Source organism: Mesorhizobium sp. M7A.F.Ca.CA.002.05.1.1 (genome assembly GCF_003998335.1).
Classification (GTDB): Bacteria; Pseudomonadota; Alphaproteobacteria; order Rhizobiales; family Rhizobiaceae; genus Mesorhizobium.
This window is the reverse complement of sequence record NZ_RZQI01000534.1, coordinates 1-4,198: the sequence shown is the minus strand read 5'-3', so window position 1 is coordinate 4,198 and position 4,198 is coordinate 1. Positions and strand designations below refer to the sequence as shown.

Annotated in this window: 5 protein-coding genes; 2 read left to right on the top strand and 3 right to left on the bottom strand. The window is 62.3% G+C overall.

Features of this window, described 5'->3' with window-relative positions:
• On the top strand, positions 1–394 hold a 394-nt coding region (locus tag EN939_RS23295), incomplete at its 5' end, for a helix-turn-helix transcriptional regulator (RefSeq protein ID WP_127269988.1).
• A gap of 61 nt (positions 395–455) precedes the next feature.
• On the opposite strand, the gene EN939_RS23290 is transcribed toward EN939_RS23295, so the two are convergent.
• Together EN939_RS23290 and EN939_RS23285 are read right to left on the bottom strand one after the other, a co-directional pair.
• The gene (locus EN939_RS23290) at positions 456–1,151 is read right to left on the bottom strand and encodes a DUF1013 domain-containing protein (protein WP_127269986.1); all 696 of its coding nucleotides are present in this window, start codon (positions 1,149–1,151) and stop codon (positions 456–458) included.
• A gap of 305 nt (positions 1,152–1,456) precedes the next feature.
• Positions 1,457–2,092 carry a hypothetical protein gene (locus EN939_RS23285; RefSeq protein WP_164748827.1) on the bottom strand — a complete coding sequence of 212 codons (636 nt, stop codon included), beginning with the start codon at positions 2,090–2,092 and terminating at the stop codon, positions 1,457–1,459.
• A 227-nt stretch (positions 2,093–2,319) separates the two neighbouring features.
• Between EN939_RS23285 and EN939_RS38145 the strand changes: the two genes are divergently transcribed.
• Positions 2,320–2,493 (top strand): hypothetical protein, encoded by a 174-nt coding sequence (locus tag EN939_RS38145; protein WP_164751160.1) that lies wholly within the window; start codon positions 2,320–2,322, stop codon positions 2,491–2,493.
• Positions 2,494–2,571: 78 nt separating this feature from the next.
• Here EN939_RS38145 and EN939_RS23280 read toward each other — a convergent pair.
• Positions 2,572–4,198: autotransporter outer membrane beta-barrel domain-containing protein (locus tag EN939_RS23280; protein WP_127269984.1), on the bottom strand; the 1,627-nt coding region annotated here is incomplete at its 5' end.

Genomic DNA, 4,198 nt, shown 5'->3' with positions numbered 1-4,198 from the left:
GCCCGATGCCGAGAAAGACCGCATCGCCCGCACCGAGATCCACACACCGATGTGGGTGGTCAGCGACGCTGCCCGCGAGGCGATCGACCTGATCGAGCGCGCGGTCGAAAAACGCCAGGTGCTGACCATCGACTATTCCGACGAGGCCGGCCGCGGCACAGCCCGCGATATCCGCCCGCTCGGCCTGTGGTTTTGGGGCAAGGTGTGGACCCTGGTCGCCTGGTGCGAGATGCGCGACGATTTCCGCGCCTTCCGCATCGATCGCATTGCCTCCGTGGTCATCGCCGGCCGCATCTTCAAGCCGGAACGCGGCAAGCAGCTCGCCGACTTCTACCGCGCGGTGGAGCGCAGCGAGGATTACGGCATGGCGCCGGACCGCGCGGCGCGAAGCTGAGTTGTTGACCACATAAAAAAGCCCGCTCGAAGCGGGCTTTTTTTTGGAATGTCAGACAACCTCACTCGTCGTCGTCATTGTCCGTGTTCTTCGACTTCAAGGCCGAGAGCTTGGCGAACACGGCATTGGCGTCGAGTTCGGCATCCTCGTCTTTCGGCTTTTCGGGAGCCGGCACCAGCCGCTCGGTCAGGGCCGCCGGCAGCAGCGTGTCGCCGACCGGCTGCGCCTGTTCGCGGCCGCGCGAGGCGCGATTGACTTCCATGTCGAGGTCGATCTGCGAGGCGAGGCCCAGCGTCACCGGGTCCATCGGCTGTAGATTGGCCGAATTCCAGTGCTTGCGCTCACGGATCTGCTCGATCGTGGACTTGGTGGTGCCGACGAGGCGCGAGATCTGCGCGTCCTTGAGCTCGGGATGGTTGCGCACCAGCCACAGAATCGCGTTCGGCCGGTCCTGGCGCTTCGACAGCGGCGTGTAGCGCGGACCCTTGCGCTTGGATTCAGGCACCCGCACCTTGGGATCCGAAAGCTTCAGGCGCTGGTTCGAATCCTTCTCGGCACGGGCGATCTCGTCGCGGGTCAGCTGTCCGGTCATGATCGGGTCCATGCCCTTGATGCCTTGCGCCGATTCACCGTCGGCGATTGCCTTGACCTCGAGCGGGTGCAGCCCGCAGAACTGCGCGATCTGCTCGAAGGAAAGTGCGGTATTGTCGACCAGCCAGACAGCGGTCGCCTTGGGCATCAGCAGCGTATTGGCCATTTTACAAATCCTTCTCGTTCGCCCGCGTTCCCGCGCGGGCGGTGGTTTAGAGCCACCAAAATGGGAAATTCGCGGTCTGTATAACCGCTCTCGGGTCGTTTCGCAACGTTTTTGGAGCCAAAGACCGCACCGCGTGCGCTGCGCGCTCAAGACCGCCGGATCGCCCGGAGCGCGACCGCCCCTTGTTCGACGGACGGCGCAAAAAATCGCGCGTCGGCTTTCCGGCCTGCCGGTTATCGGCCCGACAGCTCCACCTACCCCAGGTCGAATGCCTCGAAACGGTAGCGGCCAGTTGTCATCCAGGTTCAGTAGAACGGCGAATATGGCTCCAGTCCCGCTCGCGTGAAGATGGAAATGGGGTGATCAATTCGCGCGACAACGCCCGCCCCCAAATTGATGCCCGTTCCGTCGCAGACACTAAAGACTTTCGACCGCGTTCCGATCAGCACATGGACCGGTTTCCCCGCCTGGACGGGGTATGTACTGTTGTGGATGAAAAGGACCCCGCTCGCTTGTAGCGTGTCGTGCGCATTGCCGTTGCTGCTCGAAATTTCGACGTAGTCGCGACCCGCGAATGAATTGTTCGTCCAGATGCCGACAACTCCTTCCACCGAGAGCCAACCATTCGCCCAGCCGTCGGCATCGCGAGGATAGTATTGTCTGAACAGGCGATAGGTCACGCGGTCCGATAGCCAAAAAACCGTCACGTAGCCGTCCATGTCCGGCACATAGGTGAACCAGATACCGGTCTCGCTCGTGGCGCGCAGGCTATCCGAATCGTATGGGTCCAGATTGTTGGCGCTGACGAAATCCATCGAGAGCGGTACCGGATCGGTCACGGCATGATCGTAGAGTTGGGTGAGCGTCCACCGTCCATTATAGTTGAACCACTTGTCGAAGTAGGTTCCTCGATCGACCGTGTTCAGGTCGATCCTCTGCAATTCCCCCCGTTCGACCGGACCAAAAGGAACTGGCCCCAGGTCCGGTATATCGAGGCGTGGTATCATAACCGTGCTGGTCGTGGTCGTTGCGACAATCTGCCTAGATCGAGCAAGGATCCTGTTTTGCCAACCGCCGATCGCACGTTCCGCGCAATCAGGTCCGCCCGATAGTCTCGCCAATAGTGCCCGGACCGGATCTTTTCGAACGCGACCATCTCTTCGATCAGATGGTCGACGTCTTTGGCGGAACGTCTTGTCTTGGAAAGGAAAGCATTCTGCTTGCCAAGCAATTTCTCTCGCGCCTTGGCCTCGCCTTCCAGAAGGTCCGTGTCGAATGGCAGTTTACATCCCTGCGTTGGGACAAAACCGCTTTCATGCTTGGTGTGGAAATCGACCTTTGACCTGACCATGTGACCTCCAGCAGTTTCTTGCCATTACCGTGGTGACGGTGCGCTTTTGCTGCTCGCCACCTGTTGCCGTCAGAACTTCACGGCGAGATCGACCTTTGCGCCCTGGTCGACCGTGCCGCCGCCGAATTGGCCGGTATAGGCCAGGCCCAGCGTCGCGTTGGCCGACATGTTGAAGTCGAGCCCAGCCTCGACGACCGCGCTGTCCCTGGCGATCGGCACGCCGGCGATGGTGAAGGCGTCGCCGCCGGCGAAGGCGAAGCTGGAGGTCGGCGTGACATCGCCGAAGGCATGACGCCAGCCGAGCATGCCGCGCGCGGTGACGTTCATGCCGCCAAACGCGAAGTCCGAGGAACCGCGCAGGCCGAGCGTGGTGAAGGTCGCATCGGTGGACGTACCGGCGCTGGTCAGTGCCGCATCGCCACCGTCTTCGGTGAAGCCGTCGGTATGGACGCTGACATAGGCCAGGTTGGCGAACGGTTCGAACCTGAATTGTCCGGCATCGGCCTTGTAGGCGAGTTCGCCGAAGACCTGCGCGGTGCCGGCATCGTAGTCGGCCGACAACCCATCCGTGAAGCCGTTGAAAGCAACCGAGCGTTTGGTCGAAAGACTGCTCCAGGAGTAGGCAGCGCCGGTGCGGAAAGCGATGGCGCCCCAGTTGGTGCCGCCATAGAGGCCGAGGTGATAGCTGTCGCTCTTGCCGGAGGAGTTTCGGTCGTCGGCATCGAAGCTCGAATGGCTGTAGCCACCGAGCAAACCGACACGCCAGCCGCCCACCAGCGTGTCGGCGCCCGCCAGCAGGCCCCCCGTCGAACGATCGAAGGCAGCGGCATTGCCGTCGGAGTCCGTGCTGCCCCAGGAACCAAAAGCCTGGCCCCAGACGGCAAAACGGTCGGTGTCGGCGGCGACCATTTCGGGGCCGCCTTCGCCATAGGCCATGACCGGCAATGCGGCCGCGCCAACATCGCCGAAAGCGGCGCGGATGCGGCTGGTCGCTGCGTCGCGGACGAAGCGGCTGTCCTCGACCAGCATGCCCTTGGCCGAGGCGTGGATTTCCCCCGAAAGCTGGTCGAAGGCTGCCTGGGCTTCGGCGTCGGTGGCTAGACCGGCAACGGCATTGAACACAGCCCCACCGGTCAGGCTGTCCAGCCCTTCACCGGTGGCAATCTGGTTCGGCGTCAGCCCGGCATCGGCGAAGTCGCGCACCTTGGTCACGTCGAGATAGGCGTTGTTGGCATCATAGGTGTCGGTCACAGACAGGAATGGAGTGCTGGTGACACCGGTCACACTATTGAACGTACCGGTCAGCCCGCCATTCGCCGTCAGCACTGTGTAGGTGCCGATAGCAAGGCCGCCGACACGCACCCCTAGAATCGCATCCGTGATATCGGCAGTTCCCGTGGTTGTGAATTTATCCGCGCTGGCACCGCTGACGTCGACGGCCAGCACCGAGCCGGCGGCGAAGGCCGCATTGCCACCAGTCTGCTCGGTGATGTCGCCAGCCACGTCATTCATCATGCTCAACTGGCCCTTGTTGGTGAAACTGGCCAAGCCGTTGAACGTCGTCGTCACGGCGACGGTTGCGCCGAGGTTGGCGGCATAAATGTTGTTGCCGATATTGTTGACCAACGTGCCGCCGCTGAACGCGTTGCTGCCGCCGGCGGTGGCCCAATTGCCACCGTTGGTGACGACATTGCCC